Here is a 23,408-nt window from a genome sequence, read left to right as displayed (position 1 = left end):
CCCTCTCCGGCGGCACGCCCGGTGATGCGGTCCGCGCGACGAGCCGTTGATGCGGCCGGCAAAACCTGACAGGAATACACGCGGGAGGACGGTTCATGTATTACGCAATCTTGGCCTACCACACAGCAGGCGTCGTCGAATCCTGGACCGAGGAGGAGGACGAAGCGCTGATGACCGACCTGCTTCAGGTTCATGACCGGTTCGTCCAGCAGAAGGCCTTTGGCCCGGCCGCCCGGCTCGGACCAGCCGAAGGTGCCGTGACGCTAAGGGGCAACGGCGAAGGCATCGTCACCGATGGGCCCTTCGCCGAAACCAAGGAGCAATTGCTCGGCCTCTACGTCGTCGACTTCCCGGCCATCGACGCCGCCGTTGACGCCGCGCGCGAATTGCGCCGCTCCAATCCGAGCGCGATCTACGAAATCCGGCCGATTGCACTCTACATTCCCGGCGCGACGCTGGACCCCGGTCCGCAGAACTAGCGCCCCTCACCGGTCCTGCGTCGCCGACCGCAGGTATTCGCTCGATGTTGATGCGAACTCCCCCTGAAAGTTGATGGGGGTGCGGGCGCCTGCGCGCCGGCAGTCAAATTTGGTCAACCAAACATGCGGGGCTGTGAACTGTAACAGAACTTACAACAAACTGACATTCCGGCTTCATGAAGCGGCGATATGGCAGGGTCATACCGATGACCGGTCTCCCCGAAAGAGGACCTGCTAGACATGTTTCAGTTGAAGAATGTAACCCGCCAGTTCGGCAAGAAGACAGCCGTGAGTTCGGTTACCTTCGACATCCCGCAGGGCCAGATGGTCGGCGTTATCGGCCGTTCCGGCGCCGGCAAGTCAACGCTCCTGCGCATGATCAACCGCCTCGTGGACCTGTCTTCCGGCGCGATCGTCTTCGACGGCACGGAAGTCTCGTCGCTTCGCGGTGCTGCCCTTCGCACCTGGCAGCGCGACTGCGCAATGATCTTCCAGCAGTTCAACCTGGTGCCGCGCCTCGACGTGCTCACCAACGTGCTGCTCGGCCGCCTCAACCACCGCTCGACCGTGCTCAGCATCCTCAACATGTTCACCCGCGAAGAACGGATCATGGCGATCGGCGCGCTCGAGCGTCTCGGCATCGAGCAGACCGCGCTGCAGCCGGCCGGCACGCTCTCTGGCGGCCAGCAGCAGCGCGTCGCGATCGCCCGCGCACTGATGCAGCAGCCGAAGGTTCTGCTTGCCGATGAGCCGATCGCCTCGCTCGACCCGCTGAACGCCAAAATCGTCATGGATGCGCTGCGCGACATCAACGAGCGCGATGGCATCACCGTCATCACCAACCTGCACACGCTCGACACCGCCCGCAACTATTGCGAACGCATCATCGGCATGGCGCACGGCCGCGTGGTCTTCGACGGCCAGCCCAAGGATCTGACGGCGGCAGCCGTTGCCGAGATCTACGGCGCCGACACGGGCATCGAGGAATCGATGACCTCCACCAGCATCAACATTCCGGCGGCAGTACCGCAGGAAGAAACGGCATCGGCCGGCCTCAAGCCGCTGGCACTCGCCGGCATCTGACGCCCGCCACGATCGAAAGCCCGCGTCAAGGGCACCTCTTTGAAACCCAATAGGATCCGGCCAAGCCGGACACGGGAGAACCTTATGCTGAAGAAAGCTCTTCTGGGCGCCGTCGCGCTCCTCGCCCTCGTCGGCCACGCCCAGGCTGAAGACCTCAAGGAATTCCGCGTCGGCATTATCGGCGGCGAAAACGAAGCCGACCGCCTGCGCAATTTCCAGTGCATCGTCGACAAGCTGCCGGCTGCCATCGGCGTCGAAAAGGTTTCGCTGTTCCCGGCCGCCGACTATGACGGCGTCATCCAGGGCCTGCTTGGCGGCACGCTCGACTACGCCGAACTCGGCGCTTCCGGCTTTGCCAAGATCTATCTCGCCAAGGCCGACGCCGTCGAGCCGATCCTGACGACCGTCCAGACCGACGGCTCGACCGGCTACCACTCGATCATGGTTGCCCGCAAGGATTCCGGCATCACCAAGCTCGAAGACCTGAAGGGCAAGAAGCTCGGTTTCGCTGATCCGGACTCGACTTCCGGCTACCTCATCCCGCTCGTCACGCTGCCGGAATCGATCGGCGCGCCGGTCAAGGAATTCTTCGGTGAAACCGGCTTCGGCGGTGGTCACGAGAACCTCGTTCTCGAAGTCGTCAAGGGCACCTTCGATGCCGGCACGACCTTCGGTTCGGGCGTCGGCGAATTCAAGGACGGCTACACCTCGGGCAACCTCAAGAAGATGGTCGACAAGGGCATCCTCGACATGAACGACCTGGTCGAGCTCTGGAAGTCGCCGCTGATCCCGAACGGCCCGATCGTCGTGCGCTCCACCATGAACGACGACATGAAGGCCAAGTTCAAGCAGTTCATGCTCGACCTGCCGAAGACCGACGCCGCTTGCTTCTCGGCCATCCAGGGCGGCGACTTCACCGGCTTCACCGAAGTCAACGCCGACTTCTACAAGCCGATCATCGACGCCCGCAAGGCGACGATCGGCGGCTGATAGACCCGCACCACTCGGGAACGCTGGCCGCCCAAACGGCCAGCGTTTCACTGTTTGAAGGGGTGCTTTCGCATCCTCCGTCGCATTGTTTTCACGCATTTCCGGGGCGGAAAGCCGCTTCGCAAATTTCCTGGAAATGCTCTAGAGGCCGGCGAAAGCCGGAACGGTCATGGCAACTTCCCTGCTCCCGCGACATCTGAGCGACAACGGCGCCGTCATCGAGCGTCACTGGCAGGAACTCAGTTCCCGCCGCCGGCTCTACTCCTGGCTCGGCTTCGGCGTTCTCCTCCTGGCGCTGTCGGGTTCGCTCTGGTTCGCCAACGATTCCAATGCCGGCAAGTTCTTCGACCGTTTGCCGCATTTCTTCGATTTCGTCGGCGATCTCGCCCCGCGCGACGGGCTGGAAATTTTCCGCGCCATGTTCGACCTGCCCTCGCCCTACGACGACGGCAGCTTCAAGTACAACTATCCCGAGGGCCGGCTGTACCTGACCGAGAGCTTCTACATCCCCGAATACGTGCACAAGATGCTGGAGACCGTGAACATCGCGATCTTCTCGACGGTAATCGGCACGGCCTTCGGCTTCGTGCTCTGCTTCCTTGCCGCGCGCAACCTGATGCCCAATCCGTGGATCCGCGGCATCGTTCGCCGCATCATGGAAATCCTGCGCGCCTTTCCCGAGGTCGTGATCGCCGGCTTTTTCCTCGCCATCCTGTCGCTCGGCCCCATTCCGGCGATTGCCGCCGTCTCGATCCACACGATCGGCGCGCTCGGCAAGCTCTTCTATGAAGTGGTCGAAAACGCCGATATGAAGCCGGACGAGGGCCTGCGGGCTGCCGGCGGCAACTGGATCGAGCGCGTCTGGTTCGGCATGGTGCCGCAGGTTCTGCCCAACTTCGCCAGTTACTTCCTGCTGCGCCTTGAGATCAACGTGCGCGCCTCGACGATCATCGGCGCCGTCGGTGGCGGCGGCATTGGCGAGCTTCTCCGCCTTTCGATCGGCCAGGGACACCAGGCCAAGACCCTTGCAATCGTCCTCCTGCTGTTTGCGACCATTTTTGCCGTCGACCAGTTCTCCGCCTGGCTTCGCCGCCGCCTCGTTGGCGAGCAGGCCTTCCAGCTTGCCCAGTAGGTGCGCACCATGACCACGACCACACGATTGAACCCGATGGAAATGGACGCGATCGCGAGCCGCCATCCCGAACTCCTGAAATCCTCGACCTCCAGGCGCGTGCGCACCGCAGCCATCGCCGGTGGCGTCGTCGTCTACCTCATCTTCAGCTGGTGGTTCTTCTCGATCGGCCACGTGCTCGGCAATGCCAACTGGGGCATCGCCGGCACCTACCTCGCCGACTGGGTTTCCTATGAGGTACGCCCGGAAATCCACGTCGCCCCCGACCGGACGATGCGCCTCAACTATCAGCGCAATTCGCCGCTCGGGCCCAATCCCAATCCGGATTGGGTGGAACTCGACAGGCAGACGGTAACACGCCAGGTCGAAATACCGGCCGCCACCACGCAGGCGGTCAAGCCGAAGGCTAGCTCGTCCTTCAGCTTCATGGCCCCCGGTTCCGCGCTCGGCGGCACCACCGCCACGGAACCGCAGAACCGTGTCGAAACACGGACAGAAGAAGTCCTGACGCGCGTCGTCGTCACCTACAACCGCTCGACCAGGATCGAGATCACCGATGGCCTGGTGAAGGCGACCCATGGCGGCGACACGCTTGTCATGGCCGTCGACGGCGCCGACACGGTGCGGCCGCAGGGCGTATTGCCCGCCTGGGCAACACAGAAGCGGCCGGGCGAAAAGATCGTGCTTGCCTTCGGCGCCACCGGCTGGGCGGAAGTGGAAGGCGACGAGGTCTCCGTCCGCAACCGCTTCTTCGGCTGGGCGAACTTCCTGTTCGACACCAACTCGCCCTTCTTCGGCAAAAGCTATGGCGAGGTCGCCTCGCTCATCGCCTCCGGCGAGCGCATCGATCCGGCCCGTTCCAACCTGTCGCTTGCCTGGAACAACATCCTCTATAATGCCGAGTGGCAGCATCTCGACGTCTGGACGAAGCTGCTACAGACCGTCGTCATGGCCTTCGTCGGCACGCTCTTTGCGTCGCTGATCGCCTTCCCGCTCTGCTTCCTGGCCGCCCGCAACATCACCCCGAGCTTCCTGACCAACCAGGTGGTCAAGCGCTTCTTCGACTTCCTGCGGTCGGTGGACATGTTCATCTGGGCACTGTTTTTCACCCGCGCCTTCGGCCCCGGACCGCTTGCCGGTATCTCGGCGATCTTCTTCACCGACACCGGCACACTCGGAAAGCTCTACTCCGAAGCGCTGGAAAACATCGACGACAAGCAGCGCGAGGGCGTGAAGTCGGTCGGGGCGACGCCGCTTGCGGTGCAACGCTTCGGCGTGCTTCCGCAGGTGTTGCCGGTCTTTGCCAGCCAGGCGCTCTATTTCTGGGAATCGAACACCCGTTCGGCAACGATCATCGGCGCCGTGGGCGCCGGCGGCATCGGCCTGAAACTCTGGGAAGCGATGCGTACCAATTCCGATTGGGAAAATGTCGCCTATATGGTGCTTCTGATCTTGCTGGTTGTCTTTATTTTCGACAGCATCTCGAACGCGTGCCGTTCGCGCCTGATGGGCAGCAAGGCACATTGACGACAGCCAAGCATTTGCGTGTCCGCCATCATGATGTTGTCATGGAAATCGGCTAGCTGCGCATCGCATCCCGCAAACAATCGACCCGCCGCCCTGGCGGGCCGGTCGCTACAAGAAAGTGAAAACCGTGCGTTATGCCATCTATTTCGCGCCGCCGGCGGACAGCCGGCTGTCGCAGGTCGCGTCCCGTTGGCTTGGGCGCGATGCCTTTACCGGCGAAGACCTCACGCTTCCGACGATCGCCGGGATTGACGAAGAGACGCAACGCGCACTGACGGCCGACCCGCGGCGCTACGGTTTTCACGGCACGCTGAAGGCGCCTTTCGAACTTGCCGAAGGCCGGGACGAAGACGAGCTTCTCAGTATTTTCGAGTGCTTTGCCGCCGACCTCGACCCGTTCGAAATCCCTGAGATCGTGCTGCACCAGTTGGGCCCGTTCTTCGCTCTCGTGCCATCCGCGCCTTGCCTCGACCTGCAGGATTTGGCCGAAGACGCCGTTCACCGCTTCGACCCGTTCCGTGCGCCGCTGTCGGACGCCGACTTTGCCCGCCGCAAGCCAAACAGCCTGCCGGAGCGCCAGAGGCGCTACCTCAGAGAATGGGGCTATCCCTATGTTTTCGAAGAGTTCCAGTTCCACCTGACCTTGACCGGCCCGGTACCCACGGAAACCAGCGGCGTGATGCGTACCGCGCTCGAAACCACCTTTGCCGAGCATATCGGCAAACCACTTCACGTTACGTCAGTCGCGCTTTTCGTCGAACCGGAGCGCGGCGCACCCTTTACTGTCCGCTCCCTGCTGCCGCTCGGCAGCGACACCCAACGAAAGATCGCATGAGATGAGCAAAGAACAGGTTTTGACCAACGCCCGCATCGTCCTTGAGGACAGCATCCTCGATGGTTCGGTGCTGATCCGCGACGGCAAGATAGCCGATATCTCCGCGGGAACGGTTGCCAGCGGAGAGGACTTCGAAGGCGACTATCTGATCCCCGGCCTCATCGAGTTGCACACCGACCACCTCGAAGCCCACTACTCCCCGCGCCCCGGCGTGCGCTGGCTGAAGATCGCGGCGATCCAGGCCCATGACGCCCAGGTAGTCACCTCCGGCATCACCACGGTCTTCGACTGCCTGCGTCTCGGCTCCGACGAGGACGGCGGCTTCCAGAAGGGCGAAATGCGCAGCATGGCCGACGCCTTGGCCCAGGCCAAGGAAGAGGGTCGCCTTCGCGCCGATCACCTGATCCACCTGCGCTGCGAGGTGTCGACCTCCGACGTGCTTGATCACTACGAGGATTTCCAGAACGACCCGCAGGTCAAGCTCGTCTCGCTGATGGATCATGCCCCGGGTCAGCGGCAGTTCCAGACGATGGACCAGTACACGCTCTACTACAAAGCCAAGCGCGGCTTCTCGGACGAGGAATTCGCGCGCTTCGTCGAGCGGCAGCAGGCATTGTCGGCAAAGTATGCCGGTCCGCACCGCACCGCGCTCGCCGAGGCGTGTGCGGCCCGCGGCATCACCATTGCCAGCCATGACGACGCGACCGTCGACCACGTCGAAGAATCGATCGGCTTCGGTATCAAGCTTGCGGAGTTCCCGACGAGCTTCGAGGCCGCCGAGGCGTCGCACCGCGCGGGGCTGAGCGTGTTGATGGGTGCGCCGAACATCGTGCGCGGCAAGTCGCACTCCGGCAACATCGCCGCCCGCGATCTCGCCGAGCGCGGCGTGCTCGACGTGCTGTCGTCGGACTATGTGCCCTTCAGCCTGATCCACGCCCCCTTCGTGCTCTCCGACGAACTCGACGCCGTCGACCTGCCGAAGGCAATCGCCATGGTGACGTCGACGCCGGCGCGCACCGTCGGTCTCGATGACCGCGGCCGCATCGCCGTTGGCCTTCGCGCCGATATCGCCCGCGTGCACCGCAAGGAAGGCATCCCGGTCGTGCGCTCCGTCTGGCGCGAAGGACGGCGTGTCGCATGAGCGCGACCGAAAAGGGCGGCGCGCTCGTCGTCGTCGTCGGCCCGAGCGGCGCCGGCAAGGACAGCGTCATGGGCTTTGCCGCTCGGCACTTTGCCGATTGTCACGACGTGCATTTCGTCCGCCGGGTCATCACCCGTCCGTCGGATGCCGGTAGTGAAGTGCATGAAAGCGTGTCGGAAGACGAGTTCGTCGAGATGCAGAAGGATGGCGCCTTCGCCGTCTTCTGGGATGCGCATGGGCTGAAATACGGCATCCCCGCCGTCGTGCTCAGGAATGTCAGGGACGGCATGACGGCGATCGTCAATGGCAGCCGCGGTGCCCTGCCGGCGTTCCGCGAAGCCTTCGGCGAGATCGCCGTCGTCGTTGTTACAGCCGAGACGCCGGTGCTTGCAAAGCGACTTGCCGAGCGCGGTCGCGAGAGTGAAGAGGAAGTTTTGCGACGCCTCAGCCGCCAAGCGCCTGACGTGACCTCGGGCCCCGATGTCAGCGTGATCGACAACAGCGGGCGCCTCGACATTGCCGGAAACCGCTTCGTCGAGGTGGTCGAACGGCTGCGCGCAAAGGCGGATAACGCGGTTTAGCGTGATCCGCTTTCGCGGCCCGGCAGGCTTGCGAGTCGCGGGCACGCATCGCGATCTCCATTCCAAGGACAGGCGAAGGCTCCGAACCTCAGGGTTCGGAGCCTTTTCTTTTTACCTGCCGTGATGACGAACCCGCGAGAAGAAATTCCAGCGAAATCAGAGATCTACGGCCATTTTCTCAAAGCTCCCGCTCCGCTTCACTCGGCCGATCGCCCTTTCCTTTTCCGCAGGCTCCATAAATTTCCCCTTGTGGAGCAAGTTAATATGTATATACATTATATCCAGTGGAGGCGACCTGATGAACGAATTCTCGACCCGCAAGCCAGCATCCGGCATTTGGCGCAATGTGCGTCTCGTGACGCTTGGCGAATCCGTTGACGGTCTTGGCCTCGTCGAGAATGCGGCCGTGGCGGTCGTCGATGGGCGGATCGCCTATGCCGGGCCGGAGAGCGGGCTGCCCGCCGACCTCGCACGCAGCCTCGAAACGACGGACTGCCAGGGCCGCGTAATGACGCCCGCCCTTATCGACTGCCACACCCATCTCGTTCATGGCGGCAACCGCGCCCGCGAATTCCAGATGCGCCTCGAAGGCGCCACCTATGAAGAAATTGCCCGCGCCGGCGGCGGCATCGTTTCCTCGGTCAAGGCGACCAATGCGCTGACCGTCGATCAGCTTGTCGAAAGCGCCCTGCCGCGCCTCGATACGCTTCTTGCCGAGGGCGCCTCGACCGTCGAAATCAAATCCGGCTACGGGCTCAACGTCACGGCCGAGCTCAACATGCTGCGCGCCGCCCGCAAACTCGAAACGCTGCGGCCAGTCCGCGTTGTGACGAGCTACCTCGCCGCCCACGCAACGCCTGCGGACTACAAGGGCCGCAACGGCGACTACATCACCGAGGTCGTGCTGCCTGGGCTCGACGCCGCCCATGCCGAGGGCCTGGTCGATGCGGTCGACGGTTTCTGCGAGGGCATTGCCTTTTCGACCGCCGAGATCGCCCGCGTCTTCGACCGTGCCAAGGCGCTCGGCCTGCCGGTCAAGCTGCACGCAGAACAGCTCTCCAACCTTGGTGGCGCAAAGCTTGCGGCCTCCTACGGCGCGCTCTCGGCCGACCACCTCGAATATCTCGACGCAGAAGGCGCTGCAGCTCTTGCGAAGTCAGGCACGGTCGCCGTGCTCTTGCCGGGCGCCTTCTATGCGCTGCGCGAAGAGCGCCTGCCACCGGTTCAGGCTTTGCGTGACGCCGGCGCGCGGATCGCGATCGCCACCGACTGCAATCCCGGTACCTCGCCGCTGACCTCGCTGCTTCTCACGATGAACATGTCGGCGACGTTCTTCCGGCTGACGGTGGCCGAATGCCTTGCCGGTGCAACGCGTGAGGCCGCCCGCGCGCTTGGCCTGTTGGCCGAAACCGGAACGATCGAAGTCGGCAAGTCCGCCGATCTGGCAATCTGGAACATCGAGGATCCGGCCGAACTCGTCTACCGCATCGGCTTCAATCCGCTTCATGAACGCATCTTTAGAGGGCAAAGGATCGGTCAATGACCATCACTCTACACCCGGGCTCTGTGCCCCTCCGCGACCTCGAAACCATCTATTGGACCGGCGAACCGGCCCGCCTCGACACCTCCTTTGACGCCGGCATCAACAAGGCTGCCGCCCGCATTGCCGAGATCGTCGCCGGCAATGCGCCGGTCTACGGCATCAACACCGGCTTCGGCAAACTCGCCTCGATCAAGATCGACAGTGCCGATGTCGCGACGCTGCAGCGCAACCTGATCCTGTCGCATTGCTGCGGCGTCGGTGAGCCGTTGGCCGAAAACGTCGTTCGCCTCATCCTGTCGCTGAAGCTCGTCTCGCTCGGCCGCGGCGCCTCCGGCGTCCGCCTCGAACTCGTGCGCCTGATCGAGGCCATGCTCGAAAAGGGCGTGATCCCGGTCATCCCCGAAAAGGGCTCGGTCGGCGCCTCCGGCGACCTCGCGCCGCTCGCCCATATGGCCGCCGTCATGATGGGCCACGGCGAAGCCTACTTCGAAGGCCGCCGCCTGTCCGGCGCCGAAGCGCTTTCCGCTGCCGGCCTCAAGCCGGTGGTGCTTGCCGCCAAGGAAGGCCTCGCGCTGATCAACGGCACCCAGACCTCGACGGCGCTGGCGCTCGCCGGCCTCTTCCGCGCCCACCGTGCCGCACAGGCAGCACTCATCACCGGCGCCATGTCGACCGACGCGGCCATGGGTTCGTCGGCCCCCTTCCATCCGGATATCCATACGCTGCGCGGCCATCGCGGCCAGATCGACACAGCCGCTGCTCTCCGCGCGCTGCTCGCGGGCTCCGCGATCCGCGAAAGCCATATCGAAGGCGACGAGCGCGTGCAGGATCCCTACTGCATCCGCTGCCAGCCGCAGGTCGATGGCGCCTGCCTCGATCTGCTGCGCTCAGTCGCCCGCGTGCTCGAAACCGAAGCCAACGCCGTTACCGACAACCCGCTGGTTCTTTCGGACAACTCCGTTGTTTCCGGTGGCAATTTCCATGCCGAGCCGGTCGCCTTTGCCGCCGATCAAATCGCCCTTGCCGTCTGCGAAATCGGCGCGATCTCGCAGCGCCGCATCGCGCTGCTCGTCGATCCTGCCCTTTCCTACGGCCTGCCGGCCTTCCTCGCCAAGAAGCCGGGGCTGAACTCCGGCCTGATGATCGCCGAGGTAACCTCGGCGGCCCTGATGTCCGAGAACAAGCAACTCTCGCATCCGGCGTCTGTCGACTCGACGCCGACGTCGGCCAACCAGGAAGACCACGTTTCCATGGCCTGCCACGGCGCGCGCCGCCTGCTGCAGATGACGGAAAACCTGTTCTCGATCGTCGGCATCGAAGCACTAACCGCCGTCCAGGGCGTCGAATTCCGCGCCCCGCTCGCCACCAGCCCCGAATTGCAGAAGGCCGCCGCCGCCCTTCGCGCCGTCTCGCCGACGATCGAAGAGGATCGCTACATGGCCAACGACCTCAAGGCCGCCGGCGACCTCATCGCCTCGGGCCGTCTGAACGCCGCCGTCTCCGCCGGCATCCTGCCAAGCCTGGAGGCTTGAGATGGCTGTCGTCGAAGTCAAGAGAGGCAACTCGCCGGTCATCCTCGGCTTTCCGCATACCGGCACCGACGTGCCGGCGGCGGTCTGGGATCGGCTGAACGACAACGGCCGTATCCTCGCCGACACGGACTGGCATATCCACCGGCTCTATGATGGTCTTCTGCCCGAGGTGACCGTCGTTCGCGCCACCTTCCATCGCTATGTGATCGACGCCAACCGGGATCCCGAGGGCGTCAGCCTCTACCCCGGCCAGAACACGACCGGGCTGATCCCGGAAACGGATTTCGACGGCAAGTCGATCTGGAAGGATGGAGAAGCGCCGACGGAAGCCGATATCGCCGAACGTCTCCAGGCGTTCCATGCACCCTATCACGCGGCCCTTGCCGCCGAGATCGAGCGGGTGAAAGCGATCCATGGCGTGGTCGTGCTTTATGATTGCCACTCGATCCGCTCGCGCATCCCGTTCCTGTTCGAAGGCAAGCTGCCGGACCTCAACATCGGCACCGACGTGGGCAAGACCTGCGCGCCCGAGATCGAGCAGGCGACGGCAGAAATCGCCGCCGCTGCCGAAGGTTACAGCAGCATTCTCAACGGCCGCTTCAAGGGCGGCTGGACCACCCGCCACTATGGCCGCCCGGAAACCGGCGTGCATGCCATTCAGATGGAGCTCGCGCAATCGACCCATCTCGCCGCCGAAGAGCCGCCCTTCGCGCTCGACGCCACGCGATCCGCCCTTTTGCGAGAGCCGCTGGGAGCGATCCTGAACCGCATCGAAACAACAGCATTTGACCTCAAGACACTGACAGGGAGCGAGGCATGACCATCAACAATCCGCGCCACAACATTCGCGACGTGCGCGCCCCTCAGGGCACCACGCTCAACGCCAAGAGCTGGCTGACCGAAGCGCCGCTCCGCATGCTGATGAACAATCTGGACCCGAACGTCGCGGAAAACCCGCACGAGCTGGTCGTCTATGGCGGTATCGGTCGCGCGGCGCGCACCTGGGCCGACTTCGACAAGATCGTCGAGACGCTGAAGGACCTCAACGACGACGAGACCCTGATGGTGCAGTCCGGCAAGCCGGTCGGCGTGTTCCGCACCCACAAGGATGCGCCCCGCGTTCTCATCGCCAACTCCAACCTCGTACCGCACTGGGCGAACTGGGACCATTTCAACGAGCTGGATAAGAAGGGTCTCGCCATGTACGGCCAGATGACCGCCGGCTCGTGGATCTACATCGGCACGCAAGGCATCGTGCAGGGGACCTACGAAACCTTCGTGGAAGCCGGCCGCCAGCACTATGGCGGCAATCTCAAGGGCAAGTGGGTGCTGACCGGCGGCCTCGGCGGCATGGGCGGCGCCCAGCCGCTCGCCGCCGTCATGGCCGGCGCATCGTGCCTCGCCGTCGAATGCAATCCGGACTCGATCGATTTCCGCCTTCGCACCCGCTACCTCGACGAAAAAGCCGAGACGCTGGACGAGGCGATGGAAATCATTGCCCGCTGGACGAAGAACGGCGAAGCGAAATCCGTCGGTCTGCTCGGCAACACTGCCGAGATCCTGCCGGAAATGGTCCGCCGCGGCATCCGCCCGGACATGGTCACAGACCAGACCTCGGCGCACGACCCGGTCAACGGCTACCTGCCGAAGGGCTGGACAATGGCCGAATGGAAGGCCAAGCGCGAAAGCGACCCGAAGGCGGTCGAAAAGGCAGCGCGCGCCTCGATGCGCGAGCATGTCGAAGCGATGATTGCCTTCCAGGACATGGGCATCCCGACCTTCGACTATGGCAACAACATCCGCCAGGTCGCCAAGGAAGAGGGTCTCGAAAACGCCTTCGCCTTCCCGGGCTTCGTGCCGGCCTATATCCGCCCGCTCTTCTGCCGCGGCATCGGTCCGTTCCGTTGGGCGGCTCTGTCGGGCGATCCGGAAGACATCTACAAGACCGACGCCAAGGTCAAGGAACTGACCCCCGGCAACACCCATCTGCACAACTGGCTGGACATGGCGCGCGAGCGCATCGCCTTCCAGGGCCTGCCGGCGCGCATCTGCTGGGTCGGTCTCGGCGATCGCCACCGCCTCGGCCTCGCATTCAACGAGATGGTCAGGAACGGCGAACTGAAGGCGCCTGTTGTCATCGGCCGCGACCACCTCGACTCCGGCTCGGTCGCCTCTCCGAACCGCGAAACCGAAGCGATGAAGGACGGCTCGGACGCCGTTTCCGACTGGCCGCTTCTGAACGCTCTGCTCAACACCGCATCGGGCGCCACCTGGGTGTCCCTGCACCATGGCGGCGGCGTCGGCATGGGCTTCTCGCAACATTCGGGCGTCGTCATCTGCGCCGACGGTACCGATGATGCGGCCAAGCGCCTGGAGCGCGTGCTCTGGAACGACCCGGCAACCGGTGTCATGCGCCATGCCGATGCGGGCTACGAGATCGCGCTCGATTGCGCCAAGGAAAAAGGCCTGCGCCTGCCGGGCATTCTCGGCAACTGAGCCGCGCCCGACCGACATAATCAAGGACCTACAGATAGGGGCGCCGAAAGGCGCCCCTATCACTTTTTGATGAGACTGGTGTCAGGAGTGCGTCTTCCTCGCTCCGGCGCCTTGCAGCCGTTGATAGCAATGCTAGAAAAATCGAGATGCCATCGCATTGCTCGCGACGCGTTGCAGGACGTCTCCGTTCGCTCACGCGCGCGCTGGCTTTGATGAGAAGGCTTGATGCGTTAGGGCACGAACAGGAGAAGAACCATTAGACATCTGATGTTTGCCACCGGGCTTCTTGCGAGCGTCTTTGTTGCCTCGTCCGCGCTCGCCCAGACCGTGAGTTTCTTCGGCCCTGTTCGCAACGGCGAACGGCATTTTACCGCCTTCCCGGAGTTTATCGGCGTCGGAATGAGCCAAGGGGAGACCAAGAAGAGGGACGTGGTCTTCTCGACAATTCAAATGATCGCCATGGCCGCCGGACTTGAGACCAAGGCACAACCGGGCCTTGGAAGAAACACCATCGGCGTGATCTTCAGAAAGGACGTCGTCAAGGATGGCCGGGTCGACGTCAGCAAAATCGAAGATTTCGGCTTCGATGCCTACTACGTGCGGCTACTGAACGATGCTGCGGCAACTGGCGTACCGAACTGCGCTTCCGCCGTGAACTATTCCGCGGAAGGACGGTTTGACCGAGCCGTCATCGTTGCAAACAGCGATGTCCCCGATCAGGAATTGGCGACCTGCGTGGCGCAGGCCCAGGCGCACGCTTTGGGGATCGCCACCTTTACCTCCAGCAAGGCCGACTTTTCGCGCTTCTTCGCAAGGATCATGATCCTCGCCGATCAGAAGAAGAGGTGTCTCCAGGACAATCAGACAAAGTTCACCTGCACTTTTGTCGACGAGCCCTGGGACTGACTCACGAGCGCCGGACTGTTTTCTTCCCTGATTTGTCGCCGTCGAGCGCGAGCAGCAGCACCAGCCCGGCAAGGCCCCCGGCACCGCCAAGCAGGGCGGTGCCCGAGTAATCGCTGATCCGCGTGCCGAGTGCAAAAAGCCCAGCACAAAGACCGCCGCTCAGGAAAAGGTTCACGGCGAGCAGCGAGCTCCCCAATCCTGGCCGGTCGGCAATCAGGTCCTGGAGGTAGCTTATCGGGATCGTGATCAACGCGGCGGCGCCAAAGGCGCTGATCAGCGTCAGCGCGTAGATTTGCCAGGTCGCAGTCGAGAAGCCGAGCAGCACCATGTAGCCGATATAGATCGCGGTGCCGAGCGCGAGCGCCTTAAATGGCACGAGGCTCAGCTGGATGCGCGCCCAGACGAAGATGAACACGACTTCGAGGAAGGCGACGATACCGACGATGATGCCGATATCGGTGACGCTGCCGCCAATCTCGTCGGTCATGATCAGGGGCAGCACGGCGGCGTTGACGTGCAGCGACGAGGTGATGATCGCAACCGCGATGACGCGCAGGAAAATCCGCGGCGCCAGGATCTCCCGAAATGACGTCCAGTACGAAAGCCGCTTGCCGAGCGATGCGTCGGCCCCGCTTTCGTTGGGCAGCTTGAAATAGACGATCAGCAGATTGGCGAGGCAACCGAGACAGGCGAGCAGATAGGCCGGCAACATGCTGTCGCCGCCGGCGAGCGCAAAGCCGACCAGTCCGGGCACCAGAACCCAGGACACGGATATGGCCGCGCGGGCGCCTGTCGTCAGCGACGCAGCGTCATGGCCGCTCATCCGCCGGGCGATACTGCGCACATTGGCGAAAAGCAGCGTGTAGACCGCGCCGTAGATCGGCAACAGCAAAAGGACGCTGACGACGAAACTCATCTGGTGCGGGAGCACATAGACGATGCCGTAGCCGACAACGCCGAAAAAGATCGCCGTCGACATCAGCAGTCGATAGTTGCCGACGCGATCGGCCAGAATGCCGATCGAAACGCTGACGATGACGTTCACCGTCGAGGCAAGCAGGATCAGCAGCGAATAGACGGCATCGCTGAGCCCCAGTTCGTTGATACCGACGACGGACTGATAGGGCGAGGTGGCCGCACCGGCAAACCCGAACAGGAAGATTGCCAGCATGCTGATCCGCATGGCCGGGTTGCGCATCGCGCTGAGAATGGTGGAGGTCATGCTAGAACGTGTCCGCGAAGCGGGTGGAGGATATCGCACAATCGCTTAAATTGTGATCGATTTAAGGACGGTGTTATGCGGAAGGCCAAGTCGTTTCAGCGCTCCTTGCGCGTCGAACGACGCGCGGCGCTTTGAGGAAAGCCCTACCCGAAAATCGGGGAGGGAAAGTGCGAAACATGTCTCAGGCGCCGCTCGACCAACGCGCCGAAAAGCGGGCGACAGGTTCGAAGGCAAAGTCCTGGTCAAACGGATAGGCCGGTCGCTGACGGCGCAGGCTTGCGAGCCCCTCTATGTCCTGATTGACGACCCCGTCAGTCAGGGCCATCAGGTTGGGGTTGGCGATCGGCGCCAGTTCAGGCGAAAGATAGCCCGACTTGACGACGAGCAGCCGCACCGCCTTGGGGTCGAGGCCCAGCCGCCGGAAATCCTCGATGTTGTGGTAGGGCCTGCGGCGTGCCGCGATGACCACATCGATCGCGCCGACACGCACCACCGCCTGCCGCTCTTTCGCAGGCCCGGGATCGTCAAGCGTGACGACCTCAGCCAGCATTTCTGCGCGGGGGCTTGCCGGATCGAGGCTGCCGCCAATCTTGAGCATCAACGTTTCGCCGGTACCGGCGGCAAAGCAGGCTTCGACCGCCGGCAGGTCCGTGATACCGGCAATCAAGGCGCCCCGCCAGCCGCGGGCGAGCAGCGCCTTCAGCACATCGGCGCGGTCGCCGACGCCGCCGCCGGTCGGGTTGTCGCCGGAATCCGCAAGAATGATCGGCGTCGTCGTTGCGTGCTCGGCTACATCGAGCATTTCGTTCAGCGGCCCCGTCACGGGACCGAAGCGGAAGTTTCGACGTTCAGACCAGTAGCCGGCGGCAATCTCCTCCGCTGCCCGTTTGGCCGCCGCCCTATCGGTGGCAGTTACCACCGCACAGGCGGTCGCCCGCGGCTCGTCGGCCCAGACATAACCGACCATCAGGTTGGCATCGAGAACGCCCGGCCGCTTATCCATTTCGGGCAGTTGCGCGTAAAGCGACTTTGCCGGCTCGTCCTCCGTCGATGTGCATTCGCCGGGAAGCAGGACCGGAACCGGTGCCCAGGCGATGCCGGGACGCGTGCCGTCTCTCAGCGCCGAGACGAGCATCGACCAGGCGCGGGTCATGGTCTCCGGCGTGTCGATATGCGGCGCGGTACGATAGGCGGCAAAGATGTCGAGCTGGTCGATGATCTCTTGGCTGACATTGCCATGCAGGTCGTAACTGGCCGCAATCGGGCAATCGGGGCCGACGACAGCGCGGGCGGCCGAGATCCAGTCCCCCTCCGCATCGTCCACCCCGTCGACCTTGATGGCGCCGTGCATGGCGAGATAGAGGCCGTCGATCGGCAGGGCTTCACGCAGCTTGTCGAGGAATTCCGCCTTGAAGGCGTCGTAGGTCGGACGCGACACCGGACCGCCGGGCACGGCGCGCGCATGTAGCAGCGGCAGATGCTCGACGCCTTCTGCCTTCATAAACCCGAAGTATTCGGCGTCCAGCAGCGCCTGTCCGCGCAGCACGCGAAAATCTTCCTCCGTCATCAGGACAGGCGAGTAGGTGCTGCATTCGGTATGGATCCCACCAACGGCAATGCGCATGGGCTTTCCCCTCAGAGGTTCGGGCTAAGCGGCGCGATGGCCGCAAAGCGCAGCCAGTCCTTCGCCGACTTCGGTGTCCATGCCGCTTCGGCGATCGCCGGAAGCCGCGGGAAGACGAGACGGTTGAAGTAGCCCCGCGAAAGATAATGCTCGGACCAGATGCAGGCCTGCACCCCTCTGAGGCGGGCCTTCAATTCGTCCGGGAACTCGCCCTCGGCCTCGTAGCCATAGGTGTGCGCAGGTGTCGCCGTACCGGCCCAGCTTGCGCCCGGCTCCTGCCAGGCATCGGCCTGCGCCATGTCGAGGTAATAGGCCTGGCCGGGGGTCATCACCACATCATAGCCTTCGCGCGCGAGCTCGATCCCGACCTCCGGCCGCTCCCAGGCCATCAGCAGCGTATCTTCGGTCGAGACACCGCCGCCATGCGCCACCTCGTTCCAGCCGGCGAGCTTGCGGCCACGCGCCGTCAGCATCTGCTTGACCCGTTTCAGGAAGTAGGATTGCAGCGCGAAGGTGCCGGAGATGCCCTCCTGCTCCATCAGCTTCTTGGCCAGCGGCGAAGCGAGCCACGAACCGTTCGCCACTTCGTCGCCGCCGATATGGATGTAGGCGCTCGGGAAAAGCTCGACCATCTCGTCGAGGACCTTCTCCAGAAACTCGTAGGTGAAGGCAACGGCCGGGTTGAGCGCATTGTTGGGATAGCCCTGAACCGAGTGGTAGCTCTCCGGTGCCTCCTGGCCGTCGGTCAGATCCGGCAGCGCCACCAGGGTCGCCGTGCTGTGGCCGGGGATGTCGATCTCCGGCACGACATCGACATGCAGCGCCGTCGCCTGCGCGACGATCGCCTTGACGTCCTCCTGGCTGTAGAAGCCGCCGACGGGCTCAGCACCGTTGCCGAGTTGCGGCAACAGCGGCTCATCCGGCCCGCGCAACACGCCAAGCGTCGTCAGCTGCGGATAGGCCTTGATCTCCAGGCGCCAGGCCTCGTCGTCGGTCAAATGCCAATGGAAAACGTTGAGCTTGAACCAGGCGAGAATGTCGATCAGCCGCGCCACATCCGCCGTCGGATAGAACTGGCGGGAGACGTCGAGGTGGCAACCGCGCCAGCTGTAACGCGGCGCATCCGAAATTGTGCCGCTCGCCGGAAAGCGGAACTTGTTCGGATGGTTGCGTGCCCCGTCCAGAAGTTGGACCAGACTGGTCAAACCATATTGGCGGCCAGCGCTGCCGCCAAAGCTGAGGCGAATTTCGGTCTCGGAAAAGTCGAGCCGATAGGCCTCAGCCTTAAGACCAGCGTCGGCGGCAAAGACAATCGCCCGCCCCTGCTTCGAGGCCGCCAGGCTGAAGGGGGCGTGACCCGCCGAGAAAAGGCGGTGGTACATCGCCAGAACCGTATCGATGGCTGCGACATCCTCGCCCGACGCGCCGACCGCCGGATAGAGAACGACGGGGAATCCGTCTCCAGCACGAAGCTCGAGCTTCGCCGGCCAGGGCTGCAACGCATAGGGCTGATCGAGCTTGCCTTCCGGCAGCCGCACTGGCGGCGGCTCACTGACAGCATTTTCAAGCAGCAGGTCGGAGACGGCAACCGGCACGTGCCGGCCATCGGCAAGCGTCAGATAGGCAGACTTCGCACCATCGGTGCAGTGGCGCGCATTGCGGTGCAGGCCGCTGACAGTGAAGGTCCAGCTCTCGCCGTTTTCGATCGTCAGCCCCGTTGGCGGCGCGAATTCGTGAAAGTTGGCGTTGCGGCGCAGGAATACGGCATTGTCGCAGGCCTTAGGATCAATCACCCGGGTGAGCGAGGTGTAGACGATCCTGAAACCGGAAAGCGGCGCTCCGGAGAAATTGAACAGCGTGAAGGTAAACCGCCCGAACGGCCCGCCATCCGGCTGCCAGGACGCCTCGAGACGGTAGGAAACCGGGTGCATGCTCATCCTCCAGAATGCTTATGTCAGTAGTGGCTTGATTGCGAGAACGTGCGGGCCAACTCCGCCTGTCCGGCGGTCAGGCCGCAATCGACAGGCAGGCAGACGCCCGAAATGGCGGCCGCCAGCGGGCCTGTCAGGAAGTGCACGGCATTGGCGACGTCATCGGGATTGACGATGCGCTGCAGCGGATACCAGCGGCGCGCCTCTTCGAATACGTCCGGGTTCGATGCCGCCCTCGCCTCCCAGGCCTGGGTGCGCACCGTACCGGGCGCCACCGCATTTGAGCGGATGCCGAACTTGCCGTACTCGACCGCGATCAGTCGGGTCAGGTGCAGGAGGCCAGCCTTGGCGGCGCTATAGGCCGGGTGGCCGAAGACGTTCATGCCGTTGACCGAGGCGATGTTGACGACCGAACCGTGGGTTTCTTTCAGCATGTCCTCGACTGCGCGAAAAGTGAGGAAGGCCGCCTCAAGGTTCAGAGCATTGTCCATGCGCCAGATCTCCGGCGTCGTGTCGTGCAGGCTGACGGCACGGGCAGCACCAGCATTGTTGACGAGGGTGCGGACAGCGCCCTTCTCTGCGGCCCTTGCTGCCATCGCAGCAACGCTTGTCGCGTTGGTCACGTCACAGGCGACAGCGACGAAGCGCTTATCGTCGCCAAGCGCCCGTGCTGCCTTTTCGGCGGCCTCCGCATCGATGTCGACGAGCAGGACCACGTCATGGTCGTCGGAAAGCTTGCGGGCGATGGCACGGCCGATATCGCCGGCGGCACCGGTGACGATCGCGAGAGATTGCGTCATGCGTTGACCTTTCGCGGCACGTCAGTCTCCGAGAAGCTGGCGGTCGTCACCGTCGCGGTGCGTCACCAGTTGCTGTTTGATGCGCCGAAGTGTGGCTGTCGCCTGCGGCTGAACCCGGTAGGCGACGAGACTGGAGAGGATGTCGAGCAACGCCAGATAGGCGATGCGGGTGGAGGTGGGACGGTAGATGTTGTTGCCCTCGGGCAGATCGACCGGAACGGTGATGCTGGCAGCGTTGGCCACCGGGCTGCCGCTCTGCGTCAGTGCGATGGTCGGCACTTTCAGTTCGCGCGCGAGCGTGAAGGCGCGCACCAGTTCGGCGTTACGGCCGGAAAAGGACGAGCCGATCAGCACGTCCGTCGGCCGGGCCGCCGCCGTCATCATCAGTTGCATGCTGTGATCAGAGCTGGACGTGATGCGCAGCCCGAAACGAAAGAGCCGGTTTTGAAGTTCGCCGGCGATCATCGACGAATTGCCACCGGAACCAAAGGCGTAGATCATTTCCGCTGAGGCAATCCGCTCGACCGCCTGTTCGATCGCGGCCAGATCGAGCGAACGATGCAGCAAGAACAGCGCGTTCTGCGACTTGGTGATGATGTCCTGGGCGACGTCGCCGGTCTCGCGGCTCTTCGGCTCGGGCTTCAGGTAGCGCATGCCGATGTAGGCGGTGCGCGCAAGCTGCACCTTGAAGTCGGAGAAACTGTCACAGCCCAGCCGGCGACAGAAGCGGGTGACCGTCGGCGGCGAAACGTCCGCCTTGCCCGCGAGCTCGATGATGGAGGCGTTTACCGCGAACTCGAAGTCGTTCAGGAGAATATCGGCAATGCGGTTTTCCGATTGGGAGAGCCGCCCTTTTTCTTCCTGCAGTGTCGCGAAGATGTCCATCGCCCGCTTACGCCTTGCTTCGGATCACGAATGAGAGCGGGCTGCGGACCGAAAACCGCTCCCGCTCCAGGATCAGCCTTCCTTCGGCTTATAGGCCACGCAGTCGATCTCGACCTTGCAATCGACCATCATCGACGACTGGACGCAGGCCCGTGCCGGCGGATGCGCGCCGAAGTACTCCTGGTAGATCTTGTTGAATGTCCAGAAGTCCCGGGGATCGTCGAGCCATACGCCGCAACGAACCACGTGCTCCGGGCCGTAGCCGGCTTCCGCCAGGATGGCCATCACATTGGCGATCGTCTTGTGGGTCTGGGGGATGATCCCGCCCTCGATGATCTCGCCGTTTTCCATGGCGACCTGACCGGAGACATAGAGCCAGCCGTCCGCCTCGACAGCGCGCGCAAAGGGCAAAGGTTTGCCGCCAGCGCCGACCTGTTCCGCACCATAGCGCTTGATCGTCATCTTGAGCCTTCTTGCAAATTATTTTCTTTGATCGTTGACAAGTGACCATAGAAAGCTGAATTTGGCTAGCGAAAAACACCATTCATGAAAAGAATTTCAATCCAGGGCGCGAATATGCGGGATCCTTTTCTCAATCCATTCCCCTCTTCCGATGCTGCACGCCACTCGATCTGGGAGATGCTGGTCTCCCGCGACATTACTGCCTTTCTGGCAGCCGACTGGTCGATGGTTGCAGACGATTTCGTCGGAGAGAGCTTCATCGGCATCGACGGACGGCGCGAAACCAATCCGGACAATTGGCGACTGACGTTCCCGTCGCTCGCCGCCTATCGCGAAGAGTGGCTGCGCCAGGCGCAGGATTTTGCGACACAGAGCTTTGCCGAAGACCCGCGCACTGCGATCTTCACCACGACGACGCTCGAGGACATCGAGATCAACGGCGAGCAGGCGCTGGCGCGCAAGAAGTTCGACGGCAGCCTGAAGAAGACGGACGGCAGCGTCGACATCCTGAAATGGCAGACGGTCTATTACTGCCTTCTGCATGAGGGACGCTGGAAGATCGCCGGCTTTACCGGCTACCTGCCAAACCCGATGGGCGCGGTTTCCGCATAATTTCCTGGATCGTCACCCGTCCGGGAAAAATCATGCGCCAGACTTAGAGCTTGCAGCGGCTTTCGCTCATCCGGCCGGATAAGCGGCGCTGCGGGCGTGACGCGATAGAAAAGGCAACGGCATTGCGGATCTTCACAGCGGCGCTTGCGACCGAGACCAACACCTTCTCTCCGATCTGCATCGACCGCAGGGCCTTCGAAGCCTCGCTCTACGCTCCGCCGGGAGAACACCCGGAAACGCCGACGCTTTGCACGGCGCCGATCACCGTCGGCCGACGCGTCTGCGCTGAGAAGGGCTGGGACCTGATCGAGGGGACCGCGACCTGGGCGGACCCGGCTGGCCTCGTCAACCGTGAAACCTATGAAGGCCTGCGCGACGAGATCCTTGGCCAGTTGCGCGCCGCCATGCCCGTCGACGCCGTGGTGCTCGGCCTGCACGGCGCGATGGTCGCCGATGGTTACGAAGACCCCGAAGGCGACCTGCTGACGCGCGTGCGCGCAATCGTCGGCCCCGATATTCTCGTCTGCGCCGAACTCGACCCCCATAGCCACCTGACCGCCAAGCGCGCCGCCGCGTCGAACTTCTTCGTCTACTTCAAGGAATTCCCGCACACCGACTTCGTCGACCGGGCGGAGGATCTCTGGAAGATCGCCGTCGACACGCTCGAAGGCCGCGTCACGCCCGTCATGTCGATCTTCGACTGTCGGATGATCGACGTCTATCCGACCTCACGCGATCCGATGCGCTCCTTCGTCGACAAGCTGATGCGGATCGAGAAGGAAGACGCCGACGTGCTATCGCTCTCCGTGATTCACGGCTTCATGGCCGGCGACGTCCCGGAAATGGGAACGAAGCTGCTTGCCGTCACCAACGGCAAGCCGGAGAAAGGCGCGAGCCTCGCGCGGGAATTGGGTCTCGAACTTTTCTCCCACCGCGGCACCTTCATCATGCCGCAGATCGACGAGAAGCAGGCGGTCGACGAGGCGCTCGCGGCAACCAGAGGGCCCGTCGTCATCGCCGATGTCTGGGACAACCCGGGCGGCGGCACGGCCGGCGACGCGACGGTGCTGCTTGAAGAATTGCTCGCCCGCGGCGCGACCGACGTTGCGGTCGGCACGATCTGGGATCCGATGGCGGTGCAGATCTGCATGGCGGCGGGCGAAGGCGCCGAAATCCCCTTGCGCTTCGGCGCCAAGTCGGCGCCGGGAACCGGCAATCCGGTCGATGGCACGGTCAAGGTGGTCAAGCTGGTGCGGAATGCCGAGATGCGCTTCGGCGAGAGCTTCGCTCCCTTCGGAGATGCGGCTCACATCCGTTTCAAGGGTATCGACATCATCCTCAATTCGACCCGGGCGCAAAGCTTCGATCCGAGCCTGTTTTCGGTGATGGGCATCGACCCGACGGAAAAGAAGATCCTGGTCATCAAGTCGACCAACCACTTCTACGCCTCGTTCTCCAAGATCGCGGCGGAAATCCTCTATTGCTCGGCCGGCACGCCCTACCCAAACAATCCGGCCAGGACCGACTACAAGCGCGCGCCGAAGAATATCTGGCCGAAGGTGGAGAACCCGCACGCAACCGAGAAGGGCGCGGCCTGACGATTTGCGGCATCGTCGCCGGCTGCGAC

The 23,408-nt window shown here is 63.4% G+C and carries 21 protein-coding genes; 15 read left to right on the top strand and 6 right to left on the bottom strand.

Features of this window, described 5'->3' with window-relative positions; translation table 11 throughout:
* Positions 1-95 precede the first annotated feature (95 nt).
* From M2267_RS20730 to M2267_RS20670, 13 genes are all read left to right on the top strand, one after another.
* Positions 96-479: a YciI family protein gene (locus M2267_RS20730; RefSeq protein ID WP_043613427.1), complete on the top strand. Its 384-nt coding sequence runs from the start codon at positions 96-98 to the stop codon at positions 477-479.
* A gap of 240 nt (positions 480-719) precedes the next feature.
* The gene (gene phnC, locus M2267_RS20725; protein WP_113293619.1) at positions 720-1,562 is read left to right on the top strand and encodes a phosphonate ABC transporter ATP-binding protein; all 843 of its coding nucleotides are present in this window, start codon (positions 720-722) and stop codon (positions 1,560-1,562) included.
* An 84-nt stretch (positions 1,563-1,646) separates the two neighbouring features.
* Positions 1,647-2,552 carry a phosphonate ABC transporter substrate-binding protein gene (gene phnD / locus M2267_RS20720; protein WP_025428673.1) on the top strand — a complete coding sequence of 302 codons (906 nt, stop codon included), beginning with the start codon at positions 1,647-1,649 and terminating at the stop codon, positions 2,550-2,552.
* Positions 2,553-2,721: 169 nt separating this feature from the next.
* The gene (phnE, locus tag M2267_RS20715) at positions 2,722-3,684 is read left to right on the top strand and encodes a phosphonate ABC transporter, permease protein PhnE (protein ID WP_043613435.1); all 963 of its coding nucleotides are present in this window, start codon (positions 2,722-2,724) and stop codon (positions 3,682-3,684) included.
* Positions 3,685-3,693: 9 nt separating this feature from the next.
* Positions 3,694-5,211, top strand: coding sequence for a phosphonate ABC transporter, permease protein PhnE (gene phnE / locus M2267_RS20710; protein WP_429116680.1), 1,518 nt, complete (start codon positions 3,694-3,696; stop codon positions 5,209-5,211).
* 127 nt (positions 5,212-5,338) lie between these two features.
* Positions 5,339-6,046, top strand: a complete 708-nt coding sequence (locus M2267_RS20705) for a DUF1045 domain-containing protein (protein ID WP_043613437.1) — start codon at positions 5,339-5,341, stop codon at positions 6,044-6,046.
* Between the two features lies 1 nt (position 6,047).
* Positions 6,048-7,187 carry an alpha-D-ribose 1-methylphosphonate 5-triphosphate diphosphatase gene (locus M2267_RS20700; RefSeq protein ID WP_205236633.1) on the top strand — a complete coding sequence of 380 codons (1,140 nt, stop codon included), beginning with the start codon at positions 6,048-6,050 and terminating at the stop codon, positions 7,185-7,187.
* The gene (phnN, locus tag M2267_RS20695) at positions 7,184-7,768 is read left to right on the top strand and encodes a phosphonate metabolism protein/1,5-bisphosphokinase (PRPP-forming) PhnN (protein ID WP_429116677.1); all 585 of its coding nucleotides are present in this window, start codon (positions 7,184-7,186) and stop codon (positions 7,766-7,768) included. Before M2267_RS20700 ends, phnN begins: the two co-directional genes overlap by 4 nt.
* A 298-nt stretch (positions 7,769-8,066) precedes the next feature.
* Entirely contained in the window at positions 8,067-9,311 is a 1,245-nt protein-coding gene (gene hutI / locus M2267_RS20690) for an imidazolonepropionase (protein ID WP_429116674.1), read from the top strand.
* On the top strand, positions 9,308-10,843 hold the full coding sequence (gene hutH, locus M2267_RS20685; protein ID WP_429116672.1) for a histidine ammonia-lyase: 1,536 nt from the start codon (positions 9,308-9,310) through the stop codon (positions 10,841-10,843). The genes hutI and hutH overlap by 4 nt, the downstream gene beginning before the upstream one ends.
* Position 10,844: 1 nt before the next feature.
* Entirely contained in the window at positions 10,845-11,663 is an 819-nt protein-coding gene (gene hutG, locus M2267_RS20680) for an N-formylglutamate deformylase (protein ID WP_429116669.1), read from the top strand.
* Between the two features lie 2 nt (positions 11,664-11,665).
* The gene (hutU, locus tag M2267_RS20675; protein ID WP_429116886.1) at positions 11,666-13,339 is read left to right on the top strand and encodes a urocanate hydratase; all 1,674 of its coding nucleotides are present in this window, start codon (positions 11,666-11,668) and stop codon (positions 13,337-13,339) included.
* A gap of 267 nt (positions 13,340-13,606) precedes the next feature.
* Positions 13,607-14,245: a hypothetical protein gene (locus M2267_RS20670; protein ID WP_429116667.1), complete on the top strand. Its 639-nt coding sequence runs from the start codon at positions 13,607-13,609 to the stop codon at positions 14,243-14,245.
* A gap of 1 nt (position 14,246) precedes the next feature.
* On the opposite strand, the gene M2267_RS20665 is transcribed toward M2267_RS20670, so the two are convergent.
* The 6 genes from M2267_RS20665 to M2267_RS20640 form a co-directional block, all read right to left on the bottom strand.
* A complete protein-coding gene (locus tag M2267_RS20665) occupies positions 14,247-15,467 on the bottom strand; it encodes an MFS transporter (RefSeq protein ID WP_043613453.1) in 1,221 nt (406 codons plus the stop codon).
* 181 nt (positions 15,468-15,648) lie between these two features.
* Positions 15,649-17,091, bottom strand: coding sequence for a M81 family metallopeptidase (locus M2267_RS20660; protein WP_429116665.1), 1,443 nt, complete (start codon positions 17,089-17,091; stop codon positions 15,649-15,651).
* 11 nt (positions 17,092-17,102) lie between these two features.
* Positions 17,103-19,022 carry a beta-N-acetylhexosaminidase gene (locus M2267_RS20655; RefSeq protein ID WP_429116662.1) on the bottom strand — a complete coding sequence of 640 codons (1,920 nt, stop codon included), beginning with the start codon at positions 19,020-19,022 and terminating at the stop codon, positions 17,103-17,105.
* Between the two features lie 23 nt (positions 19,023-19,045).
* Positions 19,046-19,822, bottom strand: a complete 777-nt coding sequence (locus M2267_RS20650) for an SDR family oxidoreductase (protein WP_429116660.1) — start codon at positions 19,820-19,822, stop codon at positions 19,046-19,048.
* 21 nt (positions 19,823-19,843) lie between these two features.
* Complete coding sequence (locus M2267_RS20645; protein WP_043613460.1) at positions 19,844-20,707, bottom strand: MurR/RpiR family transcriptional regulator; 864 nt, start codon at positions 20,705-20,707, stop codon at positions 19,844-19,846.
* 72 nt (positions 20,708-20,779) lie between these two features.
* Positions 20,780-21,169, bottom strand: coding sequence for a RidA family protein (locus M2267_RS20640; protein WP_043613462.1), 390 nt, complete (start codon positions 21,167-21,169; stop codon positions 20,780-20,782).
* Positions 21,170-21,283: 114 nt separating this feature from the next.
* Here M2267_RS20640 and M2267_RS20635 point away from each other — a divergent pair, with 114 nt between their 5' ends.
* Together M2267_RS20635 and M2267_RS20630 are read left to right on the top strand one after the other, a co-directional pair.
* Complete coding sequence (locus M2267_RS20635) at positions 21,284-21,781, top strand: hypothetical protein (RefSeq protein ID WP_429116656.1); 498 nt, start codon at positions 21,284-21,286, stop codon at positions 21,779-21,781.
* A gap of 122 nt (positions 21,782-21,903) precedes the next feature.
* Positions 21,904-23,379, top strand: coding sequence for a M81 family metallopeptidase (locus M2267_RS20630; protein WP_429116653.1), 1,476 nt, complete (start codon positions 21,904-21,906; stop codon positions 23,377-23,379).
* Positions 23,380-23,408 lie beyond the last annotated feature (29 nt).

Origin of the sequence: Ensifer sp. KUDG1 (assembly GCF_050434285.1) — a bacterium.
Classification (GTDB): domain Bacteria; phylum Pseudomonadota; class Alphaproteobacteria; order Rhizobiales; family Rhizobiaceae; genus Ensifer.
This window is presented reverse-complemented; position numbering and strand designations above follow the sequence as displayed.

Excerpts from the sequence above, each read along its gene's own strand:
- hutH (WP_429116672.1), top strand. The coding sequence starts at position 9,308 with ATGACCATCACTCTACACCCGGGCTCTGTGCCCCTCCGCGACCTCGAA.
- M2267_RS20660 (WP_429116665.1), bottom strand. The coding sequence starts at position 17,091 with ATGCGCATTGCCGTTGGTGGGATCCATACCGAATGCAGCACCTACTCG.
- phnE (WP_429116680.1), top strand. The coding sequence starts at position 3,694 with ATGACCACGACCACACGATTGAACCCGATGGAAATGGACGCGATCGCG.
- M2267_RS20655 (WP_429116662.1), bottom strand. The coding sequence starts at position 19,022 with ATGCACCCGGTTTCCTACCGTCTCGAGGCGTCCTGGCAGCCGGATGGC.
- M2267_RS20700 (WP_205236633.1), top strand. The coding sequence starts at position 6,048 with ATGAGCAAAGAACAGGTTTTGACCAACGCCCGCATCGTCCTTGAGGAC.
- M2267_RS20665 (WP_043613453.1), bottom strand. The coding sequence starts at position 15,467 with ATGACCTCCACCATTCTCAGCGCGATGCGCAACCCGGCCATGCGGATC.
- phnC (WP_113293619.1), top strand. The coding sequence starts at position 720 with ATGTTTCAGTTGAAGAATGTAACCCGCCAGTTCGGCAAGAAGACAGCC.
- hutG (WP_429116669.1), top strand. The coding sequence starts at position 10,845 with ATGGCTGTCGTCGAAGTCAAGAGAGGCAACTCGCCGGTCATCCTCGGC.
- phnD (WP_025428673.1), top strand. The coding sequence starts at position 1,647 with ATGCTGAAGAAAGCTCTTCTGGGCGCCGTCGCGCTCCTCGCCCTCGTC.
- M2267_RS20670 (WP_429116667.1), top strand. The coding sequence starts at position 13,607 with ATGTTTGCCACCGGGCTTCTTGCGAGCGTCTTTGTTGCCTCGTCCGCG.
- M2267_RS20640 (WP_043613462.1), bottom strand. The coding sequence starts at position 21,169 with ATGACGATCAAGCGCTATGGTGCGGAACAGGTCGGCGCTGGCGGCAAA.
- M2267_RS20650 (WP_429116660.1), bottom strand. The coding sequence starts at position 19,822 with ATGACGCAATCTCTCGCGATCGTCACCGGTGCCGCCGGCGATATCGGC.
- M2267_RS20645 (WP_043613460.1), bottom strand. The coding sequence starts at position 20,707 with ATGGACATCTTCGCGACACTGCAGGAAGAAAAAGGGCGGCTCTCCCAA.
- hutI (WP_429116674.1), top strand. The coding sequence starts at position 8,067 with ATGAACGAATTCTCGACCCGCAAGCCAGCATCCGGCATTTGGCGCAAT.
- phnN (WP_429116677.1), top strand. The coding sequence starts at position 7,184 with ATGAGCGCGACCGAAAAGGGCGGCGCGCTCGTCGTCGTCGTCGGCCCG.
- M2267_RS20635 (WP_429116656.1), top strand. The coding sequence starts at position 21,284 with ATGCGGGATCCTTTTCTCAATCCATTCCCCTCTTCCGATGCTGCACGC.
- phnE (WP_043613435.1), top strand. The coding sequence starts at position 2,722 with ATGGCAACTTCCCTGCTCCCGCGACATCTGAGCGACAACGGCGCCGTC.
- M2267_RS20730 (WP_043613427.1), top strand. The coding sequence starts at position 96 with ATGTATTACGCAATCTTGGCCTACCACACAGCAGGCGTCGTCGAATCC.